Below are 26,140 nucleotides of genomic sequence, written 5' to 3' on the forward strand. Positions count from 1 at the left end.
AATTTGGTTACTCTTGTGGGTCAAATAGAAAACGAATTTCACGAAAATGCTCAAACATAGTGGCATCTGCCGGTAGCGGAAGTGGCTCAGCACTTCGAACCGCCACCTCAACGGAGCGATCAAACACTTGATTGCCACTGCTTTTTACAATCTGTACCAGCGCCACACCACCACCCGGTATCATCTTAACCAACACCTCACAAACCAGGTTATCAGCGATACTGGCTGGTTTTCGCCATTTACTCTCGACTTTTTGTGCGATTAACAGTTTATAACGATCCACCTCATTTTGTACTTTTTTAGTACGCTCCGCAGCCAGTGCTTGCTGCTCAGCCTCCAGCTGTTGACGCATGCGTTGCGTCTCTTCTGCACGGCGTGCCTGCTCTTCTGCCTTACGGCGCTGCTGCTCTTTTTGCTGCGCCTCTAGCTCGGCTTGACGCTCAGCCTCTTCAGCCAGGCGGCGCTGCTCTGCGGCTCGCCTCTTATCCTCTTCAATACGCTGCACCTCCTGAGCTCGCTGCTGTTCCAATGCCGCCTCTTTGGTACGTAGCGCCTCAGCATGGCGCTGTTGTTCGGCCGCTTTGCGTGCCGCCTCCTCGTCCTGGCGCTGCTTTTCTGCCTCTTTGCGGCGCTGCTCCGCCTTGCGGGCAGCTTGCTGCTCTTGTTTGCGCTTGGCCTCAGCCTCCTTCAGACGACGCTCTTCCATTTTTCGTTTCCGTTCTGCCTCATCTGCCAGGCGCTTCTGCTCCGTCAGTCGCCGCTGCGCTGCCTCTGCCTGCTGCTGCTTATCCTTCTCATGCGCCTCAAGCTTACGCAGCTCCTGCTGAATTTTGGCCTCATCAACGACCATCGCCTGAACAACTGCAACGGTTTCAGGTTTGGGCATTGGACTCTCAATTTCAACACCATAAAGCAGCAGCCCAGCAAGCATAAGGTGCATCAACAGAGAGCCAATAAAAAGCAGTGGATGCTTGGCGATTTCACTCAACATGGTTAGTTATCTGACTCGGTTACAAGGCCAACACTCGGCGCTCCTGCGGCTTGCAGACGTGTCATGGCGCGCACCACATCACCATAACTGGCATTGCGATCACCTCGTACCATAACCGGTGTCTGCGGATTGCGGCGCAGCACGGCGGCAACACGGGCCATCATCACATCCGCATCCACCGCTTCCTCTTCGTCACCGACACTTAGGTAGTACAACCCCTGATGATCAATCGTCAACACCAGCGGATCACTCTCATCCGGCACTATAGGCTCCGCGCTCGCCTGGGGTAGGTCAACCTTTACCCCTTGTGCAAGCAGTGGAGCGGTGATCATAAAAATAACTAATAACACCAGCATAACGTCGATGTAGGGGACGATATTAATTTCAGCCATCGCCCGACGTTTTATCGGTTTGCGAATGGGGCCTGCGCTCATGAGCTATACGCCTGACGATGTAACAGCGAGTAAAACTCCTCCATAAAGTTTTCATACTGATTGTTGATACGGTCAACCTGATTGACATAACGATTGTATGCAATCACCGCAGGAATAGCGGCAAATAGCCCTAGTGCGGTGGCAATCAGCGCCTCGGCAATACCCGGCGCAACCATCGCCAACGTGGCATTATTAGCGGAGCCTAACGCCCGAAAAGAGTTCATTATTCCCCAAACGGTACCAAACAGGCCGATGTAGGGGCTAGTGGATGCAACCGTGGCCAAAAATGGTAGTTGTGACTCCAGCTCATCAAGCTCACGGGAGAGCGCCACCCGCATCCGGCGCTGGCACGCTTCCAGCTCTGCCTCAGGATTGCTTCCCGCGCTGCTTTTTTGACGCATAAACTCGCGGTAACCCACTTCAAAAATGGCCGCCATACCGCTGTTTTTTTCATTCGCACAGAGGCCCTTGTAGAGCTCGGTAATATCACTACCCGACCAGAATTGATCTTCAAATTGTTTAGCCTCTCGTTGTGCCTTTCGAATCGATTGACCCTTGCGAAAGATGATAAACCACGACATTACCGATGCCAGCAACAGCAGTAGCATCACCAGCTGCACAACCACGCTGGCCTGGGTAATCAGGTGTATAAATGACATATCAGTTGCCATTAAAAATCTCCAAACTCATCTTGAGGGGTAAAAATAACACTCATTAATATAGCACCCCACTTTTAGTGACTACCATTACACCCATCCACAGCAAACTCTCGATTCGGCAGCAGGCCAAAATGGAGATAAGCCGCCCGGCTGACAATGCGCCCACGGGGTGTCCGCATAATAAAACCTTGCTGAATCAGATAGGGCTCCAATACATCCTCAATCGTACCACGCTCTTCGCCAATGGCTGCCGCCAAGTTATCCAGCCCCACCGGGCCGCCTTCAAACTTTTCGATAATCGCCAGCATCAGCTTACGATCCATCATATCAAAGCCTTCGTCATCCACATCCAGCATCTCTAGGGCCAACTGGGCGACTGATTTATCAATCGTCCCATCGCCCTTCACCTGGGCATAATCACGCACCCGGCGCAGCAGTCGATTGGCGATTCGAGGGGTTCCCCGAGCGCGCCGGGCGATTTCAGCCGCACCTTCCGGTGCCATCTCAATACCCAGAATAGCCGCCGAACGGCCCACAATATAAGAGAGGTCCTTAACCGAATAGAACTCCAGACGCTGCACAATTCCAAAACGATCCCGCAGTGGAGAGGTCAGCAACCCTGCCCGGGTGGTTGCACCCACTAGCGTAAAGGGCGGCAAATCCAATTTAATTGAACGCGCTGCTGGCCCCTCACCGATCATGATATCAAGCTGGAAATCCTCCATAGCCGGATAGAGAATCTCCTCCACAATGGGCGATAGGCGATGTATTTCATCAATAAAGAGCACATCATGGGGTTCAAGGTTTGTCAGCATCGCAGCCAAATCGCCGGGACGCTCCAGCACCGGCCCCGATGTTTGGCGAATATGCACCCCCATCTCACTGGCAATAATATTGGAGAGAGTGGTTTTACCCAGCCCAGGCGGGCCAAAAATCAAAACATGATCAAGAGACTCCGCACGCCCCTTTGCCGCCGAGATGAAAATCTCCATCTGCTCACGCACAACAGGTTGCCCCACATAGTCGGCCAGCTTTACCGGGCGAATTGCGCGGTCTACCCGCTCCTCTTCATTGACTTTTGGGGCCGCGCTGATTAGACGATCGGTCTCAATCATAATCGATCACTTCTTCACCGATGATTGCAGTGATGCTCGAATAATATCCTCACTGGATTTACCATCAGTATCAAGCGACTTGATAAGGCGGCTCGCTTCCTGAGGCTTGTAGCCCAGCGCAATCAGCGCCGAGAGCGCCTCTTTAGCCGGATCTTCCACAGAGGGTGTACGGGTGTTGGGGTTAGCTGAATTCCCGAGTGACTCCAGGTCACCTCCCTGCCAATCCTTAAACCGGTCTCGCATTTCAATAATCAGCCGTTCAGCGGTTTTTTTGCCGATGCCCGGCAAGCGCACCAGCGTGGCGGCATCCTCATCGCGCACACAGCGCACAAAATCATCGGCCGCAATACCCGAAAGAATGGTCAATGCCAACTTAGCCCCTACCCCGTTCACCTTAATCAGCGTACGAAACAGGGTGCGCTCTTCAAGTGAAGCAAAGCCGTAAAGCAGCTGGGCATCCTCACGCACCACCATATGAGTATGCAGCACAACCGCCTCACCCAGCGCGGGCAGCTGATAAACCGTGCTCATCGGCGCATTCACCTCATACCCCACACCCTGCACATCCACCAGCAGCTCAGGCGCCTGCTTTGCGACTAAAATACCCTGTAATCGACCTATCATTATCTATTTTTCCCTAATCGTTGCAGCGTACTTTGTGTGTGTGCATGGCAGAGTGCCACCGCCAGCGCATCGGCGGCGTCTTCCTGGGGCATAGCGGGCAACTTAAGCAACACCATCACCATGTGTTGTACCTGATTTTTTGCCGCACGTCCTTTACCCACAACCGATTTCTTAATCTCCGTGGGCGCATACTCATAAACATGCAGCACCTGCTCAAGCACCGCACAAATTGCCGCACCCCGCGCCTGCCCCAGTTTAAGAGCACTGTCCACATTTTTATGTACAAACACCTTCTCAATGGCCATGCAGTCGGGCTGATAATGCTGGCTAATCTGCCGCACACCATCAAAAACCTCTTTAAGACGCTGAGGAAACCCAGTTCCGACAACCCTGACACAGCCACTGGTCACATATTGAATACGCCCCTGCGTCACCTCAATAACCCCAAAGCCGGTAATACGAGAGCCGGGGTCTATTCCAAGAATACGCACTACAGCGACACTGAATACAGAGTGATCGCAAAAAAGGGAGGGCGCTTGAGCTTGCGTAAAGTCATCATGAATTTCCCTAACCGATCCGGCTTTCCAGATCAGCCAGCACCTGCTCCGAAAAATCAGCATTAGTGTAGACATTTTGCACATCATCAAGTTCTTCGAGCATATCGATCAGCCCCATAATTTTCTCCGCATCGTCCAGCTCAAGCACCACCGTCATACTCGGGGTCATGGTAATACCCGCATTTTCAGCTATCAAATTTTCTGCAAGCATCGCCTCTTTTACATCCACAAAACTCTCTGGCGTAGTCACCACATCAATCGATCCATCTTCGTGACTCAGCACATCCTCCGCACCTGACTCCAACGCAGCCTCCATGATTTTATCTTCATCGCTGCCGGCGGAGTAACTCAAAATACCTTGTTTGGTAAACAGATAGGCGACCGAACCATCCGTACCCAGATTGCCGCCGCGCTTTGTAAACGCGTGGCGCACCTCCGCAACCGTTCGATTACGGTTATCACTCAAGCACTCCACCATCACCGCCACACCAGAGATACCGTACCCCTCATAGAGAATCTCTTCGAAATTCTCACCATCAACATCACCACTTCCCCGCTTTGTAGCGCGTTCAATGGTATCGCGGGTCATATTTTGGCCTAAGGCTTTATCAATCGCGGTACGCAGTCGAGGGTTGGTTGCCGGATCGCCGCCACCCGCCTTAGCCGCAACCGTAATTTCACGAATAAGCTTGGTAAAAATTTTACCGCGCTTAGCATCTTGAGCGCCCTTGCGGTGGCGAATATTCGCCCACTTACTATGACCTGCCATATCCTACCTACCGTCCAGTAAAAATGAATGGCGACAGTCTACCACTCCCGCACGGCTCTCAAAAGAGCCAGCTTGCTTTAAAATATCGGCTCTATGTGATTTGTAGTGGGTAGCTCTCCTCGTAGGAGTCCATCTTCAGATAGCGATGCTTGGGTGGGGGCAAAGAGGCTCACCGGCCCATCGTTTGATGGGGGGTGAGTGGGTGTGATTTTATTGCATGTAAAGCGTCAAGCGCCGTGCGGTTAGTGAGCCATCACTTTTCAGGTATTCACCGGGTGCTTCTAATCGTTTGACGGTACCGCCACTGCTGAGTACGTTTTTCAGTTCGGTTACAAACGATTCAAAGCTCTGGTGCAGGTGGTATGACTCTCCTTGGATAATAACGTAGTGACTCATGCCCGTTTCACCCGCAAGCAGGGTGGGCGGAGCGGCTTGTGTGGTGAGGTCGATGCGCTCTCCCCGCAGGCTAACGTGGTGAAAACGGCCCACGCCTTCCAAGTTGAGTACCATGCCGTTGTTGTCTAACCGGCTGATAGCACTGGCTGAGGCGGGTGCCCAGTCAATTACCATCAGCGCGGGTTGTGTGCCTGAGCTGATCAGTGTGTGCGCGGTGAAGTCTGCCGGTGCGGTGCCAAACGGGGTGACAAAACCGCGCACACGGAGTGGGTCGTTCGGCTTGAGCTGTGTGCTGTCGAGGGTGGCGGTTTCGAGTTCATAGTGTGCGGGATCGGCATCATATTCGCTGGAGGTGCCGGTGCCAGTAAAGTCAAACGGTGCGATACGGTGCCGGTCGATGGCTTCCAGGTTCATCACTACGCCTTGGTTGTTGTCCACCACGCTGCCGCTGAGGGTTGTCATCTCTAAATGGACTAAGCCTTCTTGAGCATCCAGTGCCAGTACGGTAGTGATGGAGGGGGTAATTTCTCCAAAGATGGTGACCCGCGCCCCTACGGAGATGGCGGCAATGTCATGATCTTCCATGGAGAGCTGTTTGGTTACTTTGGTATCCGGGCCGATGGTTACGATGATCTGCTGCCTGTAGCCAGTACCGCCTCCGCTACGAATCAGCGTAGCAGCGCGCACTGTCAGATACTCTCCATTTCGAGAAGTAACATTGCCTTTTACTACGCTCTGCTCGCCTCCCGGTACGCTGCGCCCCGCATAGACTTCACGCGCTTCGAACTGGCGAGGGTTGAGTGTCAGGTCGCCCAGGGCAATGGTGGCGGTGAAGCGCTCTTTTAATGCTAGCATCTGTAAGCCACGCTCGCCTTTATACATCTCTCCATCGATCTGAAAGATGGTTTCATCTGTGGTTTTTACGGTTAACTCCCCAAAGTCGCCGCGATGACGGCTTGAGAGCCGTTGATGGAAGGGGCGCAGATAGATCTGATAGCTGCTATCGGCCAGGTCAACATGCTGTAGCGGACCACGAACCCGGTGTGGTTTGTTTTTTTCCAGGTCAATATCGGCCACCAGTACTGGCCTGACTGTGACCACGGGAGCGTCACCTGTGAAGTCGGTTTGATGTGAGGCGTTGAGGTCAAAGTCGAGTGTCAGGTGGGAGGGCAGGCCAGGAACAATCAGCAGTGTATTGTGGTCTTCTAGGCGCACCGACAAATCCACGGTACTGTTCAGGGGGGTGCCCGTTTCATCCCGCAGGTTTTCAGGTGCAACCTGTACTGGCACACCGTTGCCATCTTCTACCCAGATATCGGCGTTGCTGTAGTCTATTGTCAGAGTGCCTTTAACGTAGACGCCTGAGGGCAAGGTGGCCGCAGTGAGAAGCTCACTCATGTCGACATATTGGGCAAAGTCTACCCGTGTCGTGATGGGTAGGGTTTCGATGACGGTGCCGTCAGCTTTTTGTAGGCTGATGGCGGTCACATCAACGGTGTATGAGCTAAAATCCCCTTCGGCATCGGTGAGGCTAATGTAGAGCTCGCCATCGCCGCTACTGACATCGGATCCGCTATCGTTACAGCCACTGAGTATGAGCACCAGGCTGAGTAGTAGCGCCATGAGTCCATGGCGAATGGCCAAGGTTGGTTGATATTTTGATCGCTCTATTTTTTCACTGTTCATTGTCACGCTCTCCACGTTGTCTGGCTATCAACGGCTATAACGCACGACGTGTGAATCGGTTGACACCTCGTTGTACTAACAAGTGAATACCATTTACCACTCATAGGTCAACGCCAAATTACTAAAGGTAATGGCCTCAGCTGCGAAGCGCTGCTGACCAAAGCCGATGCCAACTTCCCACTCGTCTGTGAGCGGAATGTAGTGGTCAATTAGGGCGATATGAGTGCGACGGCCATCAACCGCAGATTGGCTCTGGCCAAGGGTCAAGACAACATAGAGCGTTTTAAAGGGGAAGCCCAGGTCAAAATAGCCGTTACGGCTATCCAGCCCCAGAGCCTGGCTCAATACATGGGGTGTAAAGAGCCGCACCACTCTCGGGCTGCGCACTGGGTCAAGCCGGCTGAGCTTTTCGGTGTAGCGATACTCGGTGTAGCGATACTCGGTGTAGCGAAACCCCATTTGCCAGCCACTTGCAGTGAAGTAGCGTAGTGAGCGGGTGAAGCCTGTGGCGGAAAGGCTGATTTTTCTACGTGCGCCTGGTCGAGCCAACACCTCAATTTCAATCTCGCGTTGAATCGGGCTAAGGGCGATATACCACTGCGCTATGTTTAAGCCGATCACTAAATTTTGGCTGTTTATTTCAAAGCCAGCACCGCTCTGCCAGTGGTCATAGCCTATAGAGAGGTGTAGCGGTGCGTAGGGATCACTTCCCAGGTTGATGGCGTACTGTTTGGCATTTGAGTTGCTGTTTTTTTGCTGACTAGCCGCGAGGGATAGCTGTCGTTTGTGGGGCAGTGTCGAGTCGGCATAGAGGGTTTGGCTCTGGTTGCCCTGCTCATCAAAACCGATTTCGAGGGTGAGTGATGACCGGCTGTCTGCGGCGTGAGCGTATGAAGTCAGTAGGAGCAGACAAACGGCACTCGGCTGGCACAGCAGGCTAAAGGGGTGACTGACAACGCTCATTTTCTACTTTATCCACAGGGGTTTGTAGCGAGTCTTTTTGGTTAACGACGATGCTCTATAATCCGCCGCTTTACCTGTGGGGGCAAGTTATTCCAGCGCTGTCGTAGCTGTTGCCGTTGTGCGGCCGGTAGTTGGTTAAATCGTTGGTAGCGTTGACGTATGTTCTCTCTCTTTTGCGGTGTCATGACAAGATACCGTTGAAACTGTTTGCGCACGTTTTCTCGTCGATCAGGGGGGAGTTGTTGCCAGCGCTCAAAGCGCCTTTTAAATTGCTGGCGCTGCTGGGGGGTCAATTTTTCCCAGCGCTCGATGCCTTTTAATATTTTCTGCTGACGCGCTGCGGGAAGGCTGCCCCACTGTTCAGCAAACGGCTTCAATAACTGCTGCTGGCCTGCACTCAACTCGCTCCAGGCAGTGTGTGTGGTGTCGGCAATTAGTCCATGGCTAATACTCATTAATAGAAGTGCAAACAGTAGTCGATTAATCATCGCGACGCTCCTCATCTTTTTCACCGGCCACTGGCTCTTCGTCATTAACGGCTAACGCCAATGGGTCGACCCAGTGCCCCTCCTCATCTTGCCACTCGGCAATAAATTCAAACAGCACCAGAGGGAGCGCTTCATCATCCTCGGCATAAACCACCGTGCAAAAAAGCCACAGCACCAACAGAAGGGTGCGCTGTTGGCTAACCCAAATCACGGCTGCTCTCCTCTTCCATCAACCAGAGAATAAGGTCAATATCTTCATACATCTCCAGATCCTCTTCGGCGCTTAACAGCGCAATATCCTCAAATAACGCCACCGGCACAGGTGGCTCACTCGATACCATTACGCTGTTGACCAGCAGAGCACCAAAAACCAGCGAGGCAAAAGCGGCACTGGGCAGCTTCCAACCCAAGTGACGTGGCGCGGTGAGTGCTTGCTGGCGTGCAACGCGCAGCGCCTCTACGGTGGCCACATCAAGTGCTCGCTCTGTTTGGTCAAGCCGGGATTTCAGCTGTGCGGCAAACCGAGTATTTTGTTCATCTTCGTTCATAACGATTGCCCCTCCAGATGATGACGTAACGCTTTTAATGCACGCGAATAGTGGGTCTTTACACTGCCACTGGAGCAGCCCATGGCAGCCGCGGTCTCTGCGGTGCTCAGCCCCTCCCAGCAACGCAATAAAAAAGCTTGCTGTTGGCGCAGTGGCAGGCGGCGAATGGCCGCATCCAATAGATCCATGGTGTTTTCTGCTTGCAGCTGTTCGTCGGGTTGCCACCGCTTTGTGGATGGCAGGTTGTCCATAGGGTCACCTTCGTCACCCCAACCAATCAGTCTACGCAGGCCGTTACGAAATTTGCTGCGGCGGTACCAGTCTCGAATATGGCTCTGCATAATGCGGTGAAAAAGCGGCCCCCATTCGGCCTCATCATTTGATGCATATTTTTGTACCAGTTTAATCATGGCATCTTGCACGATATCCAGCGCATCCTCGCGGCTGCCGGTTGCAATATAGGCCATTCGGTAAGCACGGCGTTCCACACGAGAGAGAAACTGCTCTATCACACCACCCCCGACCTTTCCGTTGGGCGGCTGCATTGCCAGAGTATCAATAAATTCACATTTTTCTCTTGGGGTGATCCTATGAAGTCTTTAACGCATCAACCTGGCGTTGGTTGACACGCTTGTGAATTTTTTTCATGCTAATCGAATAGCTCATAAATTGAGTGTAGCTGAACTGAGGGTAAAGCAGAGGAGGCTGACTATAGAGGGGTGGAGGGTGGAGGCAGAAAGCGCGCGCTAATCGTTAAAAACATCGTCGAGGCGCGCCTTTACAGTATCAAACTGCGCTTCGATAAAGACTACACGGCCAAATACTGCTTCAATCGCATCGGTGGTTTTCATGGCGATTTCACGGATGCGGTTCTCCTCTTCATCGGTTAAACCCAGCACCATCATCGCGTTATCCACATCATTGACCATGGTTTCGATGACTGCCATGTTATCTTTTTGCATCTCTGCCATGGTCTGCTTTAGCTCACGCATTGCATCCTGAATGGCATCGACCAGCGCCTGACGCTTTCTATTTTTATCATCATTCATGATGACCGTGACACGCGCTTCAATAGCGTTGCAGAGCGTGCCAATAGTATCTTTATAAATGCCATATTTGTCAGGATCATCAATGGGCATGTTTTTTATCAGAATGGAGAAGTCCTGGTAATTGATAATGGTGCGACTGCCAAAATCGAAGAAACGGGATTTTTTACGTGACATCTCAATCACATTGGCTTCAAGTGGCGACACTTCGCCCTGGTCACCAAAATTGAGCTGTCCGTGGGGGGTGTGAAACTGAATCGAGCTGTGCAGGCCATTATTACGCATAAACTCAAAAAACAGCTCGGCAATGGAAGCGTAGCTCTCACATGACACGCTATGCTTAAAAAACTCGATCACCTGACCCAGGTCACTTGAGTAAGTCATCGCTTGCATCGCCACACTCTGCGTCTGGGTTATCTGCTCTTTTAGCTGGTGGTTTTTATTCCGAACATCTAACACTCGGGCAATTTTTTGCACCAACTCTTTGGGGTCGATGGGCTTGGTGATGTAGTCATCGCCGCCCACTTCATACCCTTTCAGGCGCTCTTCGAGGGTGGAGAGGGAGCTGACAAAGATAAAGGGCACCTCTTGCCATGTGGGCAGTTTGTGTACTTCTGTACAGAGCGCATAACCATCCATACCTGGCATAACAATGTCTGAAACAATCAGGTCTGCCGATAGCGCTGGCTGCTGCATTAGCGCCAGAGCTTCTTCGGCGTTTTCTGCACGCAGCACCTCGTACCCCTCCATGGCGATATGCAGCGCATTCAGTTCCATTAAGGCGGGGTCATCTTCAATGATAAAAACAGTAGGGGCTTTATCTGACATAAGTAGACTCTTGTGCGGTTCAAGATATTGCCACTATAACGACATCGTAGTGATAAAAATGAGCACTTCATGGCCAAATGCAGGAAAATATCCGAGATAGATCTAAATCGGCTTAAAACGGTGACGTGACCGGTCAACTTGCGTAACATAACCCTAATGACTAGAAACCTTTTTACAAACAATAGCGCCATAAAACATCTGCTGCTTATCTCGCTACTCTTGTGTTCCAATTGGCTACAAGCTGAATCAGAACCCGCTCCCTGGTATGAGGTTGAGATCATTCTGTTTGAGCGAAATTCAAAACAGGAGCCATTCCATGAGGTATTAAACCAGCGGGTGATAACACCCGAATTGATCGACACCCTTGAGCTAACCCCCCCTTTCAAACCTGGCTCCGATGAGGGTAAAGCGGTTGAAACAGCGTATCAGCAATTAACAAAACCACAGCTTCAGCTCTCTACTGCATTCAAAAGTCTGAAAAGAAATCCGGCCTATAAACCCCTGCTGCACATCGGCTGGCGACAACCCGGGCTGAGCCGTGAGCTGGCTCCGGCGATTCTGATCTACCCTTATGCAACAGAGCGGCAGATTAGTGTGGAGTCCTATTTGGGGCTTATTGACGAGAGGGGTAAGACACCGCCTCCCCCCGACGAGCAAACCGCTGTGTGGCGAGAACAGAGCCACATTTTCGGTTATATTCGCCTCTCCCTGAGTCGCTACCTTCATGTAGAGAGTGATCTGTTGCTTTCAAAACCGGCAAAAGTGGTTCCTCACCAACTGCTTCTAAATAATATTTCAACACGTTTGCACACAGCGGGGAATGGCGACTATTTCAACTCTCCCGATCAATTATTAACGCCTCTGAGCATCCCCTTGCGACAGCCGGCCTCTCTGCATGAGAATCACTATTTCAGGATTGATGAAAACCGTCGGGTACGCAAGCAGGAGCTGCACTATTTTGATCATCCACGTTTTGGGATGTTACTGGTGGTGCGTGATTACACGCCACCGGTTGAGGAGGTAGAAGAGGCTGAGCAAGCCGCTACTGAGCCTGCAACTGGCACCGTTCCTTAGTCACTACACCGCTACAATCACCCGCGTCAGCAGCTGACGCACCCGCTGCATTCCCAGCTCCAGTGTCTGCTCGATCTCTGCCATGGTGATAATGCCTTCAGCGCAGCCAGCGGCCCAGTTAGCGACCACGGCACAGCAGGCATAATCCACACCCAGCTCCCGCGCCAGAACCGCCTCGGGCATTCCGGTCATACCCACCAGGTCACAACCATCCCGTTGCATGCGGATAATCTCGGCGGCACTCTCTAGGCGCGGCCCCTGGGTTGCCCCATATGTTGCACCGGCCACAACGGAAAAGTCCACTTCTTGGGCGGCTTCCAGTAGTTTTTTACGCACTGTTTCGCTGTATGGATAGCTGAAATCAACATGCTCAACCGGCTGCTCTCCGCCATCATAAAAAGTAGCTTCGCGGCTGTGGGTGTAATCGATAATTTGATCTGGAATGGCCACTTGGGCCGGCCCCATAGCGGCGGTTATTCCGCCTACCGCCGCTACCGCAATAATCTGCTCAACACCCACTGAGTGCAGTGCCCACAGGTTAGCCCGATAGTTCACTCGATGGGGTGGAATGGTGTGGTGCTCGCCGTGCCGGGCAAGAAAAACCACCTCGTGCCCAGCCAGCTTACCGGTGGTCAATTCGCCAGAGGGTGCGCCGTAGGGTGTCTCTAGCGTTTGCCGCTGTATAACGTCCAGCCCCGCCATCGAAGCCAGTCCGGTACCGCCAATAAATGCCGTTTTAGCCATAGCCCTTACTTCTCTTTCATGGCGTAGATCGCCGGCAGGTTACGCAGGTAACCTTTGTAGTCCATTCCACAACCAAAAATATAGCGATCTTCCACATCCAACCCAACAAAGTCGGCGCGCATCTCTACTTTTCTGTCATGTAGTTTATTAACCAGAACAGCGCTGTATACCCTTTCAGCACCCGCACGATAACACTCATCAATAATCGACTGAAGCGTGGCACCCACATCGTGAATGTCATCTACGATCAGCACAGTACGCCCTTGTAGGTCACTCTGTGGCTTCACTAGCCAAGTCAGCTCGCCACCCTCGGTACTGTTGTTGTATCGTGTGGCGTGCAGGTAGTCCATCTCCAGCGGAAACAGGCAACGGGGCAGTAGTTGGCCTGCGGTTATCAGGCCGCCGTTCATGACACTCAAAACCAGTGGGTTTTTATCTGCCAGCTGCTGGGTAATCTCGGCGGCCATATTATCCAGCGCCTGCTGGATCTGCTGTTCATTGTATAGGCAGTCTGACTCTTGGTAGATCTGCCAGGCGTGGGGGGCTGTCTCATTCATGGTCATATTTTCGATCTGGAGTTAAAGGGGAGCCACTCAACGCTTCACCAGAAAATTGCGGTGAGTCTGCAAGATGGAGGGTTGATGTGGGGAATGCGATTTCAGCGTCATGCTGGGCAATAATATCGCTTATTTTCAATAACACATCCTGTTTTATGGTGTGAAATTTCACCCAGTTAGTGGTGTGGGTAAAGGTATAAACAAAAAAATCGACCGATGAGTCTGAAAATTGGTTGAAGTTAACCATCAAGGTCTGGCTAGTATCAATCTCGGGGTGTGAGCGCAGCATCGCTTCGACATCAGCCACAATAGATGGCATCTCACCAATATCATCATAACGAATACCCACGGTTTCATAGATACGCCGGTGGCTCATGCGCGATGGATTCTCTACCGAGATGGTCGTAAACGTGGCATTGGGCACATAGAGTGGCCGCTTATCGAAGGTGCGGATTTTGGTCAAGCGCCAGCCGATCTCCTCTACGGTGCCTTCGATATTTTTATCCGGTGAGCGCACCCAGTCGCCAATCGAAAAGGGCCGGTCGAGATGAATCATCAACCCACCAAAAAAGTTTGCCAGCAGATCCTTTGCTGCCAGACCCACCGCCAGACCGCCAATCCCACCAAAAGCCAGCACCCCGGAGACACTGAAACCGAGGGTCTGTAGCGCCACCAGCACGGAGGTTATCATCACTGAAACCCGTAGCAGTTTGGCGAAGGCACTGGCGGTGGTAACATCCACACGTTTCAGTGATACCAGGTTTTTTTCAGTCTCACCAATAAAGCGAATCAGAAACCAGGCCAGGGCGAAAATCACCCCCACATCACGCAAAGGGGCCAGTGCGGAAAAGATCGGCTGATCCTTTATGCCCTGCACCATTTCTGCCGCAAAGGTGAGCCCGACCACCCAGATTAACAGCGACAGTGGCTTGATAATCGCCCTAATCAGCGCATCATCCCACGGGTTGGCGGTCTTCGATGCCTGTTTGGCGATGCGTAAGAAAACACGCTTCTGTATGAAGTTCAGCAGCAGCACCAGAAACACCACCACAAATACCTGAACAATCCACCCGTTGCCATCCTTGGGTAACCCCAGGGTTGTCATCAGCTCTTCGATCATTATCTTGCCCTATATATCTAGCAGTAGTTCATCATCATCGTGCAGCCTATCCATCACCATGACCGCCTGTTCCCACGCGGGGTCGCGTAGTAATTCTACCCGAGTCACGCGGTGTCGCCCATGCATTCGCGCCAGGCGGCTGTGGGAGGCGGCATCATTGCGATCCTTAAGCCCTTGTAATATTTCGAGTACGGCGCTGCGATCATTGCACACCAACAGCATGTCGCAGCCCGCATCCAGCGCCTTTTCGGCACGTTCAACAAACCCACCACCTGCACCCGCTGCTGCCATACTGAGGTCATCACTAAAGATAACACCCTGAAAATTCAAACGTCTGCGCAGCACTTCCTGCAACCAGAAGGGTGAAAAGCCTGCCGGTTGTTCATCGCAGCGGCTATAGATCACATGGGCTGGCATAATGGCGGCCATGCCGTAGTTGATCATGCGCTCAAAGGGTAAAATATCATCCGGGTAGATATCTTCATAGCGACGCTCATCCACCGGCATCGCCGTGTGGGAGTCGCCACTGACCCAGCCGTGACCGGGGAAGTGTTTGCCCGTCGCGGCCATTCCCGCCGACTGCATACCCGTCATATAGGCGTGGCTCAGCTCAGCCACGGCTTGTGGGTCACGATGCCAAGCGCGATCACCCACCACCTCGCTCTGTCCATAATCAAGGTCAAGCACCGGGGCAAAACTAAAATCGACCCCCACCGCTCGAAGCTCTGCGGCCATCAACCAACCGGCGGTTTCAGCCAGCTCTTTTGCATAGCGTGGCCTCTCTTTATAGTTCACACCGATTTGGGATACCGCTGGCAGACGGCTAAAACCTGAACGAAAGCGCTGCACGCGCCCCCCTTCATGATCGACCGCCACCAGTAGTTTTGGTTTGCGTAGCGTGTGAATTTCACTGATCAATGCCGTCAACTGTTCGGGGCTTTCATAGTTGCGACTAAACAGAATCACCCCCCCTACGAGCGGATTTTGTAGAATTTCACGCTCTTCAGCGGTGAGTTCCACCCCTTGAAGATCCAACATGAGAGGGCCAAGCGACATAGTAACTGTTCCATTAACGACTGTTTTGCAAACGAACATCCAGGCGATCCCGCAGCTGGTCACCCAATAAATTAGCGGCCAACACCACCAGCATCAAAGCCACACCCGGCACGAGAATCATATGCGGGGCTACCAGCAGGTAGCGGGTTCCGTCGCGAATCATACTCCCCCATGAAGCTTCGGGTGCCTGCACCCCTAAACCGAGGAATGACAATCCCGCCTCTGCAATCACCACTGAGGCAACCCCAAAGGTTGCCTCAATTATCAGCGGTGCCATGATTAATGGAATCAGGTGGCGCACAATAATCAGCACTGGCGAAACGCCCAGTGCAATCGCAGCCTGCACATGGTCACGGTGCTTAATCGCCAACACCTGAGCACGGCTCAGGCGGGCAAAGCCAACCCAACCCACTACCGCCAAAGCAATCACCACATTCTCGACCCCGGGACCCAGAATACCCGCCATGGCAATCGCCAGAAGAATACCCGGAAAGGCCAGAAATATATCGATAATACGGGTGACCAGGTGATCGAACCAACCACCAAGATAGCCGCTCACTGCACCCACCAAGGTGCCGAATAGAAGTGAAATAGTCACCACACCGACGGCCACCATAAAGGAGGTTTGTGCACCCATCACTAGGCGATCCCAGAGTGGTCGCCCCAAGTCATCATACCCCAGCCACGCCGCACTATCGTGGCTTAACAGGATTTTTGACAGCTCAATTTGGTTGGGTTGCAGCCCCATCAATGGCCCAAACAGCGCCATCAACAACCACAGCAAAACGATACCGAGGGGAAACCATAAGCGTATCGGCATCACACCTCCCCTAAACGGATACGCGGATCAAGCCAGCCATAAACCAGATCGGTGAGGGTATTAACCACCACATAGGCCAGGCTGATCAGTAGCACACACGCTTGCAGTACCGGGTAGTCGCGGCGCTGAATCGCTTCGATGGTGAGCTGGCCGATGCCGGGCCAAGAGAAGATGGTCTCGGTAATCACTGCGCCACCCAGCAATACTCCCAGTTGTAACCCCAGCAGGGTGACCACCGGCAGCAGCGCATTACGCACACCGTGCAGCCAGACCACCCGCCACTCACTCAGCCCTTTTGCGCGGGCGGTACGGATGTAATCTTCCGAGAGCACCTCAAGCAGTGAGGCGCGCACCATTCGGGATAACACCGCAGCCAACGCGCTGCCCAGCGTAATGGCGGGCAACAGCAGTGAAGCGAAGCCCTCGCGCCCAGAAACAGGCAGCCAGCCCAGCATCACCGAGAAGAGCAGAATCAGCAGCGGCCCCATCACAAAATTGGGAATGGAGACACCAATCAGTGCAAAACCCATCGCCCCTTGGTCCCACAGCGTATGTTGACGAATCGCTGCAATGGTGCCCAGTGGAAAGGCGATAGCGACCGCAACAATCAATGAGGCGAGTGCCAACTCGAGGGTAGCCGGTATACGCTCAGCCATTAGCTCCAGCACCGGACGCGAGGAGTGCAGCGAGTGCCCCAGGTCAAATTGAAACAGGCCAATGTAGTAGTTTTGTAGCTGCTGAAAGATCGGCAGATGCAGCCCCAGCGCTTCACGCAGCGCCTGGCGATCTGCGGGGCGAGCACTCTCTCCCAGCATCACTTCGACAGGGTCGCCAGGGATCATGTGGATAAACAGAAAAACAATACAACTGACACCCAGCACGACAACAAAGGCACTGAGTAGACGTGAGGCGATGAAATTAATCATGCAGGGGCCGCTCTAATGATCAATACCCCATCGCGTGTACACGATCAATCACCCTTCGAGATGAAACATCCACAATCACCACATTCCAGCCTACCATCGCCCGGGCAAGACCTCTATCTAGCGGCGACAACATGCTCTCCAGCTTTTTGGGCAGTGGAAATCCAGCTCCCCTTGCCAGTTTTTTGTTCATAACACTGGGTTGATTGCGAACACTCTTTACTTTCGCAGGCTGGGTGCGATAGGTGCCCGGGCCGGGTGTGGGGGGGGGTGCCATTTCACCGAAATAGGCCAAGATGACCTTGCGATCATCTTCACTGAAGTCGCCTCGAGTGCCCATACTGGTGCTGCAAGCTGAAATAAACAGTAAGACCACCAGAGAGACCAACCCCATCACCGTTAACCTGTAGATTCCACTTTCCTTTTTAAGTGAGCGTCTCACACACTTCATATCTCTCGTCCCAATCATGTTAACCATCACCCTTTTGCAGAGGTCCTTCACTAATAAAGACCTTACACCGCCCTTCCAACAACGCAAACAGCGCCACTATATCGCGATTTCTCATCCTGATACAGCCGTGTGATAACGGCTTGCCCATGGGCAGTTCATCAGGGGTTCCGTGAATATAAATGTAGCGCCGCATACTGTCTACTCGCCCCAGGCGATTTTTACCGACCTCCAGCCCCGACAGCCACATAATTCGCGTCAGCACCCAATCCCGTTGTGGATGTTTTTTAGCCAGTGCCGGGGTATAGATTTCACCGCTAGCACGCCGCCCTACAAAGACACTGTTTTCGGGAGCACCTTTACCCATCATCGCCCGAATTAGATGCCAACCCCGAGGAGTACAGCCACTACCTGCCTGCTCACCCGGGCCATTTTCAGCAGTCGAAACGGTGTAGCGCTTTAGACAACGGTCGCCCTCGCGCAACTCAAGCTGCTGATCAGCAATTGAGACGACAATATGTTGTGGAGAGTCACTGCCGCTGTACATGAATCAAACCATCGTAGTTGCCATCACTGGAGAGCACATAACCCTGAATGTCGGGACGCGCTACGTAGAGGTGTTCTTCGTACCAGAGAGGCACATAGGGGAGTTCTTTATATACCAGCGCCTGTAATTTCCGATACGCCGCCACCCGCATATCCTGGGTAGATGCCGACTCTGCCTGTTCAATCAGCCGGTCCACTTCCGGGTTCACATATCGCCCACGGTTGGCTCCGTTGGGGGGAATGGCCTCGCTGTGAAAGACATAACGGTAGATATCCGGGGTTTTAATTCCCACCCAGGCGAGGCTGTACATCTGAAACACCCCTTTTTTAATGTCACCATAAAAAGTACCCCAGTCGTAGCTCTGAATATCAACTTTAATATTCACCTCATCCAGCTGCTGCTGAATCACCGTTGCCAAGCGAATTCGAAAAGGGTCGCTTGAGGTTTTATAAGAGATTCTCAACGGTTTATTTGTACTCACCCCAATAGATGAGAGGAGTTGACGGGCACGTTCAGGGTCGTAGGGGTAAGGTGTCAAACCGGGGTGACCCGCCCAGTGGGAGGGGGGCAACAGTGAGGTGGCCAGCTGTGCGCCGTCGGCAAACAGGTAGTGAATAATCGACTCACGATCCAGCGCATAGGCAATCGCCTCACGCACCACTTGCTGTCCGGTAAGCGGGTCGTCAAAGTTAAAACCAAGATAACTGAAGTTGGAGCCCGCACGTCGCTCAACCTGCATCCCCTCTGCAACGAGGTGCTGCACGATCTCGGCTGGCAGCTCGTTTTGTAACAGATCCACCTCACCACGCAGTAGCTTCAGGGCGCGTACAGTCGGGTCTTTTACCCGGACAAAGGTCACTGAGCGTTGGTCGGATAGCCGCTCCAGTTGCAAACGCCCCTCTTCCGGCCACGCCACAAACTTAAATGGCCCACTGCCCACCGGTTGGGTGTTGAAGGGGTGTTGGGCGGCCAATAGCTTGCGGGGAAGAATACCGATGACCAGATAGCCGGGGAAAAGTGGGTCACTTTTATTGAGGTGAAAATCAATGGTCCGCTCATCAAGGGTGACCATTGACTCAATCAGCATCAACGTCGCACGGTGGGGTGAGGCAGTGCCCGGATCAAGAACCGATTGATAGGTGGCCAACACATCCGCCGCCTGTAGCGGCGTTCCATCATGAAAGCGTGGGTCACCCGTCAGTTGAAAGCGGTAGTGACGCTCACCCAGCTGCTGCCATTGAGCAAGGGCCGGCGCGGCACGATTGGCCTCATCAAAATCAATCAGCTGTTGATAAATCAGTCGATTGACCCGCGCCGAGGTGGCATCGGTAGAGAAGCGAGGATCAAGGGTTACGGGTGCATTGGCGATCGCAAAACGCAGCCCCTCCGGTGGTGGTGAGCCACACCCCACCAGCCCCAAAATGAGCAACAGCCAGAGTAGATGTTTAGCGATCATCCCAATCCTTGTAGGGGTGGTTTACCAAGCAGACATTATAGTAACGCGCATCATCTGAGACCTCATCCCCTACCCAAGGTGGCTTTTCGAAGGGCTGATCTTCACTCTCTAGCTCAACCTCAGCCACCCTTAAACCCGCATTATCTCCCTCAAACAAGTCTACTTCCCAGAGATGATCGCCCACTTTCACCTGGTAGCGGTGCTTCTCAATCAGCGGTTTTTGACAGAGGTTATTCAACATCTCCAGCGCCTCATCCCGAGGTATTGGATACTCATACTCCGTGCGGCTGATGCCTAGCGTCACGCCCTTGATGTTAATATTGGCTTGTTCACCTTCAATGCGCACTCGCACTGAAGCGTGCTTAGCATCCCCCAAATAACCCTGACGGATAGAGAGCCCTGGCCCTGCGTTATCACGCCAGCGGTCATTCACTATCAGAAATTTTCTCTCAATCTCTTGGGCCATGAAACCACCTCAGCGCTTACGCTCAAACAGCGCAATCGATTCAACATGGGTGGTGTGGGGAAACATATCCATCACCCCTGCACTCTTCAAGCGATAACCATGCTCATTCACCAGTACACCCGCATCTCGCGCCAGTGTTGCGGGATTGCATGAGACATAGACCAGTTTTTCTGGGGTGAATTTAGCCAGTTGGTGCAACACCTCCAACGCACCACTGCGCGCCGGATCGATGAGAATTTTATCGTAGTGCTGCGCCATCCACGCCAGCTGCGAGACATCTTCTGCCAGATTGGCCACATGGTACTCCACATTCTCGATACCATTGCGCCGGGCATTTTCAATCGCTCTCTGCACCAGCCCCTCATCCCCTTCTACACCCACCACATGCTTCGCCTTACGCGCGAGTGGCAAGGTGAAATTACCCAAGCCACAAAATAGATCCAACACCGTTTCATGGGGCTGAATATCTAAAAGCATCAACGCTTTGGGAATCATTTTTTGGTTAATATCGGTATTCACCTGGGTAAAATCACCGGGGCGGAACTTCATCTCAATATCATATTCAGGGAGACGATAAAACAGCTCACCCTCTACTGGCCACAGCGCGGCTACCGTTTTTGGCCCCTTGGGCTGTTCGTAGAGATGAATGCCGGTTCTCTTGGCATAGGCGATCAGTTTTTCACGGTCCCCCTCACTAAGGGCAACCAGATTACGGAAAACCATTGCGGTCACATCATCACTCACCGCCACTTCAATCTGCGCGATCTCACTATGAGCATCCAGCGAACCGATCAATTCAGAGAGTTCATCCAGCCGCTCACCCACATCGGGGTGTAGCACTTCGCAGCGGTGCATATCGGCCAGGTAGGGGCTGTAACGCTCACGAAACCCCACCAGCACGCGCCCCTTGCCATGCACATTACGCACCCCAAGCCGTGCCTTGCGACGGTAGCCCCATAGCGGGCCGGTCAACGGTGGCAACACGGCTTCAGGTACAACCTTGCCGATGTGGGCAAAATGCTCTAGCAATTGAGCCTGTTTAGCCTCAATCTGCTTATCGCTGTGCATATGTTGCAGGCTACACGCCCCACACACTGCAAAGTGGGGGCATTTTGGCTCAGTGCGATCTTCTGAGGCGGTTAGCACCTCATCAACCTGTGCCTCGTCAAACTTGCTGGCACTGCGCACATAGCTAATCACCACCTCCTCCCCAGCAAGTGCACCATTCACAAACACTACTTTGTCATCAACCCGTGCCACACCGCGCCCCTCATGACTGAGTGATTCAATAGTGACCGTCACCTGACCGGCGGGGACTTTTTTAAAGCGTCTTCTTCTGGTTCTGCGTGCCATAGGGTTACTGATTACTCACTGATTTTAGATTCAACCTAACTAATTCAAGCGCGGCCTGATAAGCACCCTCACACAACACGCCCTGAATGAATGCCAGGCGCAGATAAAGCAGATAAATATGCCGGGCATTAGCCAAACACCCTTGCTGCAAGGCGGCCAGTTGCGTGGCACTCTCAATTTCACGGCACTGCCCAGTAGCCATGCCCGATGGCAGGGGCAGTGCCATCAGTGAAGCCAGTTCGCTCAGGCTGTTTTCACCTCCCTCCACAGCCAGCATCTGGCGTAGGTCAAACCAGCCACACTGCATCGCTCGACGATGATGCGTTGCTGGCATCGGCCAGTCCTGCGGCAGGGGAATAGCAAACCGCAATGCACGAAACTGTAACAGCGCCAAAACCGAAGCCTGCTGCCAGTAAATACGACAGGACTCACTATCCAAAATAGCGAATAACTCCCTCAACAACTGCGCTTCATCTTTGCTCTGCAACTGGATATGAGAGAGCTCGCTTCCCTCTGCAATCACCAGTGAAACCGCCACAAGGCGCTGCAAATACAAGGGCAGCGCCTCGTCACTCTGCTGGCGCTGCTTATAGAGCATCACATTGGTTATAGCGTGCTGCTCCAGCCCTTTAAGCCCGTAGAGACGACTGCCTGCCAATAGATCTGGTGCGGTAATAATATCAAAACTTATGCTCTGCAAAACAGCTCCTTATACCCGAAACAGATCAGTGGAGAGGTAGCGGTCACCCCGGTCACAAATAATCACCACGATCAGTGCATTCTCAAGGCACTCAGAGAGCGTCAGTGCGGCCGCCACCGCTCCCCCCGAAGAGGCGCCACAGAATATCCCCTCTTCGGCAGCCAAGGCACGGGTTGTCTGCTCCGCCTGTTGCTGGCTCACATCAATTACCTGATCGACCCGGGACGACTCAAAAATTTCCGGAAGATACGCTTTCGGCCAGCGGCGAATACCGGGGATACTCGAACCCTCTTCTGGCTGCACTCCGACAATCTGCACCTGTTGACACTGCTCCTTCAAATAGCGCGAAACCCCCATAATGGTACCCGTGGTACCCATGGCACTCACAAAGTGAGTCATCTTGCCCTGAGTATCACGCCAAATTTCCGGGCCAGTACCTTCATAGTGGGCCAGTGGATTATCGAAATTAGCAAATTGGTTCAGCACCAGGCCGCCGCCTTCAGCTTGCATCTGAAGTGCCAAATCCCGCGCACCCTCCATCCCTTGCTCCTTGCTCACCAGCACCAACTCAGCACCATACGCCTGCATGGCACCCCGACGCTCGGCGCTCATGGTTTCAGGCATTATCAGCACCATTTTATAGCCCCGAATAGCCGCCACCATAGCCAGTGCGATGCCGGTATTACCGCTGGTTGCCTCAATCAGCGTATCACCCGGCTTAATATCACCCCGCGCTTCAGCCGCCTGGATCATCCGCAACACTGGCCGATCTTTCACTGAACCTGCCGGGTTATTACCCTCCAGTTTCACCAGTAACGTATTTGAGCTATTACCCGGCAAACGTTGCAGCCGGACAAGCGGGGTGTTGCCAATAAAAGATTCAATGGTTGGATAAGACATCACACTACTTTCTTGAAAAAATATCGCCTTAGTTTACACCAGTAATCTACTGGGTGAACGCCCAATTATCGTTTATTAAACGGACTCAACCCCACTTTAGCAGGAGACAAACCACAGCAAGGCCGTATAATTACCCGTTATGAATAACCGAAACAATCAGAAAAAAAACCAGTTACGTATTATTGGCGGCGAATGGCGCGGCCGAAAGCTCCCCTTCGCCACATCGACAGGGCTGCGCCCAACCCCGGACAAGGTGCGGGAAACACTCTTTAACTGGCTGCAACCGATCATTGCAGGCGCACACTGCATTGACCTCTACAGCGGCAGTGGAGCGCTGGGCTTTGAGGCCATCTCACGCGGTGCATCCAGTGTCATCATGCTGGACAATCAGCACCACGTCACCCGCCAACTGCATGATAATGCACTCACACTGAAATGCCGCCAGGCAACAATAGTCAACCAGAGCGCCCTCGACTATCTAGCCCACCCTGCCAGTCAGACCTTGCAGATCGCCTTCATTGATCCACCCTATCAAAAGGGAATGGTGGAACCCAGCTGTCGCCTGTTGGAAGAGAACAACTGGCTTGCGCCCGACGCAATGATCTACCTTGAAGTAGAGAAGGAGCTCTCTACACTCCCTATTCCGGATAACTGGGAGATCCTGCGCAGCAAAAAGAGCGGACATGTCCGCTTTTACCTACTACAGCGCCACCCATTGCAGGAGCAAACATGAGCATTGCAGTCTATCCAGGGACTTTTGACCCGATCACCCTCGGCCACCACGACATTGCAATGCGTGCCGCCACGTTGTTTGATAAAGTGATCCTTGCGATCGCCCACAACCCCAAGAAAGTGCCTGTATTCTCCCTTGACGAACGTGTTGCCATGGCGCAATCTGCCTTTTCTAACAGCCCCAAAGTTGAGATTCAAGCCTTCGATACGCTATTAGTTCATTTTGCTCAACAACAGCAAGCCAAGGTGATTATTCGGGGCCTGCGGGCCGTTTCAGATTTTGACTATGAGTTTCAGCTAGCCGGCATGAATCGTAAGCTCGATCCACAGATTGAAACGGTATTTCTTACCCCCTCAGAGCAGTACACCTATATTTCATCGAGCCTGGTACGCGAAATATCAGCCATGGGCGGCAATGTGTCAAACTTTGTAAATAGAGAAGTAGAAGCTGCACTTCATCAGCGTTTGCGGTAGAATTCCATTACAGCAGCAATTTAAAACCACTTACAATATTAGAGATGAGCAGGACATTACCATGGCATTGATTATCACTGACGAATGCATCAACTGTGATGTGTGTGAACCAGAGTGCCCTAACGGCGCCATTACCCAAGGCGAGGAGATCTACGAGATCGATCCCGACCTCTGCACCGAGTGTGTAGGCCACTATGACACACCACAATGTGTCGATGTTTGCCCGGTAGACTGCATCCCTAAAGACCCCGCTCACGAAGAGAACGAGGATGAGTTGATGGAAAAATACAAGCGCATTACCCGCTAGCGCTTAAACTCCCCACCCTCAAAAAAGGCCCCGTTTGGGGCCTTTTTATCCAGCAAGCAAAGCGGTGTAAGCGAGCCTAATCAGGCGGCGGAAGATAGAGCATATAGAGCCCACTCTCCTCTTCCGCAATCCGATTAGTCAGCACCTCACCAATCACATCAAAGTCTCTTTTAAATTCAGCATGATATACCGCATACGAAACAGAGTAGTCAGATAAAAACTTAAACGCTACCTTACCAATCTCCTCCATATCACGACGAAAGCTCTTAATCAGCTCGCGGGTATTTTCATCCTCTTTATAATAATGACTTACATAGACATAAAAACAGGCATTCTCCACCAGCAAGTGGCTGGTTAGCTTGCTTTTCAACTGATTCAACCGTTGATTCAATTTTAAGTAACTCTTCTTTTCGTAGGCATCGGCACAAGAGGTATAAATAGCCACCAGCTCCTGATGGTCGCTTTCCAGTTTTGCGATCAAATTTTCATCGTACGAAAGCCGGGTACCCGGCAAATACCGCCTCCCTACTCTGCCGTGATCAACCGTTGCCTTTTTTTTCCCAAAAAGCCAATCCCACATTTTTTTAACCTATTTAGCTGTTGATATTTATACAAAATAAATAATATTTTGCCGCTATAAAATACCGGATAAGTATATACTAAGTGCGTTAAAATGTTGTCAATAAATTGATTTTTAGCATTAAAAGTGCCTCAAGCAAGCCACGACGTGCTTTGAGGTGTGGCGTGATGGCTTGTGAAGAGAATTTCCTGATGGAAAAGGGGTAAGGAAGAGGTCAAATCCACCTTCATTGGATAGCGGCTATTTTCTATTTTTTGGGAAATAGAGGAGATAAAGCAGGCGCTCTCTATCCACAAAAAGCGCCTTGCGGAAAACATGAATCGTACAAAGCGCTCAACCCATCAGGTTTCGGCGTTTATCGGTATCAATCAACTCAACATTCAAACCGCTGCCAAGATAGGCAAAAGCGATTAAGGCCTCATCAAAAGCCTCACCAGGCTGTGGAGCCGCCGTTACTCTGACCCCCTGCTGCTCCAGCGCATTCAGAGAGTGGCTCACATCATCCACCTTGAAACCTAAATGGTGCAACCCTTCGCCCTTTTTCAAAAAAGAGACCAGGGGAGATGCCAGGTTGCTCGGCTCAATAAGCTTAATATCCAGCCCACCCGCCTTGCTAAAAAACTGCACAACCACCTGCTGGCGGCTGTTTTCAACTTTTTCAGTTTTCGCTGTATAACCCAGCAGCGTGGTTAACACTGTGCTTGCCTTGTCGATCTTTCGCACCGCTAAACAGATATGATCCAACTGCATTGCCACTGACTCCTTCAGCTTATTCCATA

33 protein-coding genes are annotated in these 26,140 nt (G+C 52.3%); 4 read left to right on the forward strand and 29 right to left on the reverse strand.

The genetic code is table 11. The features are described 5' to 3' along the window. Positions 1-7 precede the first annotated feature (7 nt). The 14 genes from tolA to L3J94_00165 form a co-directional block, all read right to left on the reverse strand. On the reverse strand, positions 8-991 hold the full coding sequence (gene tolA, locus L3J94_00100) for a cell envelope integrity protein TolA (protein ID MCF6217154.1): 984 nt from the start codon (positions 989-991) through the stop codon (positions 8-10). A 2-nt stretch (positions 992-993) separates the two neighbouring features. Further along, positions 994-1,425, reverse strand: coding sequence for a protein TolR (tolR, locus tag L3J94_00105; protein ID MCF6217155.1), 432 nt, complete (start codon positions 1,423-1,425; stop codon positions 994-996). Next, a complete protein-coding gene (gene tolQ, locus L3J94_00110) occupies positions 1,422-2,096 on the reverse strand; it encodes a protein TolQ (GenBank protein MCF6217156.1) in 675 nt (224 codons plus the stop codon). The genes tolR and tolQ overlap by 4 nt, the downstream gene beginning before the upstream one ends. Before the next feature lie 62 nt (positions 2,097-2,158). Further along, positions 2,159-3,199 carry a Holliday junction branch migration DNA helicase RuvB gene (gene ruvB / locus L3J94_00115; protein MCF6217157.1) on the reverse strand — a complete coding sequence of 347 codons (1,041 nt, stop codon included), beginning with the start codon at positions 3,197-3,199 and terminating at the stop codon, positions 2,159-2,161. Between the two features lie 6 nt (positions 3,200-3,205). Beyond that, positions 3,206-3,823: a Holliday junction branch migration protein RuvA gene (gene ruvA, locus L3J94_00120; GenBank protein MCF6217158.1), complete on the reverse strand. Its 618-nt coding sequence runs from the start codon at positions 3,821-3,823 to the stop codon at positions 3,206-3,208. Further along, positions 3,823-4,314 (reverse strand): crossover junction endodeoxyribonuclease RuvC, encoded by a 492-nt coding sequence (ruvC, locus tag L3J94_00125; GenBank protein MCF6217159.1) that lies wholly within the window; start codon positions 4,312-4,314, stop codon positions 3,823-3,825. The genes ruvA and ruvC overlap by 1 nt, the downstream gene beginning before the upstream one ends. 76 nt (positions 4,315-4,390) lie before the next feature. After that, on the reverse strand, positions 4,391-5,149 hold the full coding sequence (locus tag L3J94_00130; protein MCF6217160.1) for a YebC/PmpR family DNA-binding transcriptional regulator: 759 nt from the start codon (positions 5,147-5,149) through the stop codon (positions 4,391-4,393). Positions 5,150-5,359: 210 nt separating this feature from the next. Beyond that, the gene (locus L3J94_00135) at positions 5,360-7,231 is read right to left on the reverse strand and encodes a DUF4382 domain-containing protein (protein MCF6217161.1); all 1,872 of its coding nucleotides are present in this window, start codon (positions 7,229-7,231) and stop codon (positions 5,360-5,362) included. Positions 7,232-7,324: 93 nt separating this feature from the next. Continuing rightward, positions 7,325-8,194 carry a hypothetical protein gene (locus L3J94_00140; protein ID MCF6217162.1) on the reverse strand — a complete coding sequence of 290 codons (870 nt, stop codon included), beginning with the start codon at positions 8,192-8,194 and terminating at the stop codon, positions 7,325-7,327. 41 nt (positions 8,195-8,235) lie between these two features. Then, positions 8,236-8,682 (reverse strand): DUF3106 domain-containing protein, encoded by a 447-nt coding sequence (locus tag L3J94_00145; protein ID MCF6217163.1) that lies wholly within the window; start codon positions 8,680-8,682, stop codon positions 8,236-8,238. Beyond that, positions 8,675-8,893: a hypothetical protein gene (locus L3J94_00150; protein ID MCF6217164.1), complete on the reverse strand. Its 219-nt coding sequence runs from the start codon at positions 8,891-8,893 to the stop codon at positions 8,675-8,677. The genes L3J94_00145 and L3J94_00150 overlap by 8 nt, the downstream gene beginning before the upstream one ends. Then, positions 8,880-9,230 (reverse strand): hypothetical protein, encoded by a 351-nt coding sequence (locus L3J94_00155; GenBank protein MCF6217165.1) that lies wholly within the window; start codon positions 9,228-9,230, stop codon positions 8,880-8,882. The genes L3J94_00150 and L3J94_00155 overlap by 14 nt, the downstream gene beginning before the upstream one ends. Continuing rightward, positions 9,227-9,775: an RNA polymerase sigma factor gene (locus L3J94_00160; GenBank protein ID MCF6217166.1), complete on the reverse strand. Its 549-nt coding sequence runs from the start codon at positions 9,773-9,775 to the stop codon at positions 9,227-9,229. Before L3J94_00160 ends, L3J94_00155 begins: the two co-directional genes overlap by 4 nt. A gap of 201 nt (positions 9,776-9,976) precedes the next feature. Next, positions 9,977-11,104 (reverse strand): response regulator, encoded by a 1,128-nt coding sequence (locus tag L3J94_00165; protein MCF6217167.1) that lies wholly within the window; start codon positions 11,102-11,104, stop codon positions 9,977-9,979. 156 nt (positions 11,105-11,260) lie between these two features. Between L3J94_00165 and L3J94_00170 the strand changes: the two genes are divergently transcribed. Further along, positions 11,261-12,178, forward strand: a complete 918-nt coding sequence (locus tag L3J94_00170; protein MCF6217168.1) for a peptidoglycan binding protein CsiV — start codon at positions 11,261-11,263, stop codon at positions 12,176-12,178. Between the two features lie 3 nt (positions 12,179-12,181). On the opposite strand, the gene L3J94_00175 is transcribed toward L3J94_00170, so the two are convergent. The 13 genes from L3J94_00175 to cysM form a co-directional block, all read right to left on the reverse strand. Continuing rightward, complete coding sequence (locus tag L3J94_00175) at positions 12,182-12,922, reverse strand: S-methyl-5'-thioinosine phosphorylase (GenBank protein ID MCF6217169.1); 741 nt, start codon at positions 12,920-12,922, stop codon at positions 12,182-12,184. Between the two features lie 5 nt (positions 12,923-12,927). Beyond that, positions 12,928-13,479: a hypoxanthine-guanine phosphoribosyltransferase gene (locus tag L3J94_00180; GenBank protein MCF6217170.1), complete on the reverse strand. Its 552-nt coding sequence runs from the start codon at positions 13,477-13,479 to the stop codon at positions 12,928-12,930. Further along, entirely contained in the window at positions 13,472-14,599 is a 1,128-nt protein-coding gene (locus L3J94_00185; GenBank protein MCF6217171.1) for a mechanosensitive ion channel family protein, read from the reverse strand. The genes L3J94_00180 and L3J94_00185 overlap by 8 nt, the downstream gene beginning before the upstream one ends. Positions 14,600-14,608: 9 nt before the next feature. Then, the gene (gene nagZ, locus L3J94_00190; protein ID MCF6217172.1) at positions 14,609-15,655 is read right to left on the reverse strand and encodes a beta-N-acetylhexosaminidase; all 1,047 of its coding nucleotides are present in this window, start codon (positions 15,653-15,655) and stop codon (positions 14,609-14,611) included. Between the two features lie 13 nt (positions 15,656-15,668). Continuing rightward, positions 15,669-16,475, reverse strand: coding sequence for an ABC transporter permease (locus L3J94_00195; protein MCF6217173.1), 807 nt, complete (start codon positions 16,473-16,475; stop codon positions 15,669-15,671). Beyond that, positions 16,475-17,401 (reverse strand): ABC transporter permease, encoded by a 927-nt coding sequence (locus L3J94_00200; GenBank protein MCF6217174.1) that lies wholly within the window; start codon positions 17,399-17,401, stop codon positions 16,475-16,477. The genes L3J94_00195 and L3J94_00200 overlap by 1 nt, the downstream gene beginning before the upstream one ends. Before the next feature lie 19 nt (positions 17,402-17,420). Continuing rightward, complete coding sequence (locus L3J94_00205; protein ID MCF6217175.1) at positions 17,421-17,792, reverse strand: hypothetical protein; 372 nt, start codon at positions 17,790-17,792, stop codon at positions 17,421-17,423. Positions 17,793-17,868: 76 nt separating this feature from the next. Beyond that, positions 17,869-18,393 (reverse strand): L,D-transpeptidase, encoded by a 525-nt coding sequence (locus L3J94_00210; GenBank protein ID MCF6217176.1) that lies wholly within the window; start codon positions 18,391-18,393, stop codon positions 17,869-17,871. After that, positions 18,377-19,849 (reverse strand): ABC transporter substrate-binding protein, encoded by a 1,473-nt coding sequence (locus tag L3J94_00215; GenBank protein MCF6217177.1) that lies wholly within the window; start codon positions 19,847-19,849, stop codon positions 18,377-18,379. Before L3J94_00215 ends, L3J94_00210 begins: the two co-directional genes overlap by 17 nt. Next, the gene (locus tag L3J94_00220; protein ID MCF6217178.1) at positions 19,839-20,315 is read right to left on the reverse strand and encodes a CYTH domain-containing protein; all 477 of its coding nucleotides are present in this window, start codon (positions 20,313-20,315) and stop codon (positions 19,839-19,841) included. The genes L3J94_00215 and L3J94_00220 overlap by 11 nt, the downstream gene beginning before the upstream one ends. 9 nt (positions 20,316-20,324) lie before the next feature. Beyond that, positions 20,325-21,668, reverse strand: coding sequence for a 23S rRNA (uracil(1939)-C(5))-methyltransferase RlmD (gene rlmD / locus L3J94_00225; GenBank protein ID MCF6217179.1), 1,344 nt, complete (start codon positions 21,666-21,668; stop codon positions 20,325-20,327). A 4-nt stretch (positions 21,669-21,672) separates the two neighbouring features. Further along, positions 21,673-22,368, reverse strand: coding sequence for a hypothetical protein (locus L3J94_00230; protein ID MCF6217180.1), 696 nt, complete (start codon positions 22,366-22,368; stop codon positions 21,673-21,675). 9 nt (positions 22,369-22,377) lie between these two features. After that, a complete protein-coding gene (cysM, locus tag L3J94_00235) occupies positions 22,378-23,268 on the reverse strand; it encodes a cysteine synthase CysM (protein MCF6217181.1) in 891 nt (296 codons plus the stop codon). Between the two features lie 139 nt (positions 23,269-23,407). On the opposite strand from cysM, the gene rsmD reads away from it, so the two are divergent. The 3 genes from rsmD (at position 23,408) to L3J94_00250 (ending at position 24,781) form a co-directional block, all read left to right on the forward strand. Further along, positions 23,408-24,001 (forward strand): 16S rRNA (guanine(966)-N(2))-methyltransferase RsmD, encoded by a 594-nt coding sequence (gene rsmD, locus L3J94_00240; GenBank protein MCF6217182.1) that lies wholly within the window; start codon positions 23,408-23,410, stop codon positions 23,999-24,001. Then, positions 23,998-24,474 carry a pantetheine-phosphate adenylyltransferase gene (gene coaD, locus L3J94_00245; protein ID MCF6217183.1) on the forward strand — a complete coding sequence of 159 codons (477 nt, stop codon included), beginning with the start codon at positions 23,998-24,000 and terminating at the stop codon, positions 24,472-24,474. Before rsmD ends, coaD begins: the two co-directional genes overlap by 4 nt. A 61-nt stretch (positions 24,475-24,535) precedes the next feature. Next, entirely contained in the window at positions 24,536-24,781 is a 246-nt protein-coding gene (locus tag L3J94_00250; protein MCF6217184.1) for a YfhL family 4Fe-4S dicluster ferredoxin, read from the forward strand. A gap of 76 nt (positions 24,782-24,857) precedes the next feature. Here the strand turns inward: L3J94_00250 and L3J94_00255 are convergent, their stop codons facing one another. Both L3J94_00255 and L3J94_00260 read right to left on the reverse strand, forming a co-directional pair. Continuing rightward, complete coding sequence (locus L3J94_00255) at positions 24,858-25,361, reverse strand: hemerythrin domain-containing protein (protein MCF6217185.1); 504 nt, start codon at positions 25,359-25,361, stop codon at positions 24,858-24,860. Positions 25,362-25,694: 333 nt separating this feature from the next. After that, the gene (locus tag L3J94_00260; protein ID MCF6217186.1) at positions 25,695-26,111 is read right to left on the reverse strand and encodes a VOC family protein; all 417 of its coding nucleotides are present in this window, start codon (positions 26,109-26,111) and stop codon (positions 25,695-25,697) included. Between the last annotated feature and the right edge of the window lie 29 nt (positions 26,112-26,140).

Source organism: Gammaproteobacteria bacterium (assembly GCA_021647245.1).
In the GTDB taxonomy this organism is placed as follows: Bacteria; Pseudomonadota; Gammaproteobacteria; order RBG-16-57-12; family RBG-16-57-12; genus JAFLJP01.